Annotated in this window: 1 protein-coding gene; it reads left to right on the top strand. The window is 47.0% G+C overall.

What is annotated here, in order from left to right; all coding sequences use genetic code 11:
* The coding region (gene fis / locus FN960_RS23675) for a DNA-binding transcriptional regulator Fis (protein WP_000462905.1) at window positions 1-297 on the top strand (297 nt) is incomplete at its 5' end.
* Window positions 298-345: the final 48 nt, after the last annotated feature.

The raw sequence follows: 345 nt of genomic DNA, 5'->3' as shown, positions 1-345 counted from the left end.
ATGTTCGAACAACGCGTAAATTCTGACGTACTGACCGTTTCTACCGTTAACTCTCAGGATCAGGTAACCCAAAAACCCCTGCGTGACTCGGTTAAACAGGCACTGAAGAACTATTTTGCTCAACTGAATGGTCAGGATGTGAATGACCTCTATGAGCTGGTACTGGCTGAAGTAGAACAGCCCCTGTTGGACATGGTGATGCAATACACCCGTGGTAACCAGACCCGTGCTGCGCTGATGATGGGCATCAACCGTGGTACGCTGCGTAAAAAATTGAAAAAATACGGCATGAACTAATTCAGGTTAGCTAAATGCTTGATTAAAAAGGCGCTACTCGGCATGGGG

It is taken from the genome of Alkalicoccobacillus porphyridii, assembly GCF_007293315.1.
GTDB classification, from domain to species: Bacteria; Bacillota; Bacilli; order Bacillales; family Bacillaceae_D; genus Alkalicoccobacillus; species Alkalicoccobacillus porphyridii.
This window is presented reverse-complemented; position numbering and strand designations above follow the sequence as displayed.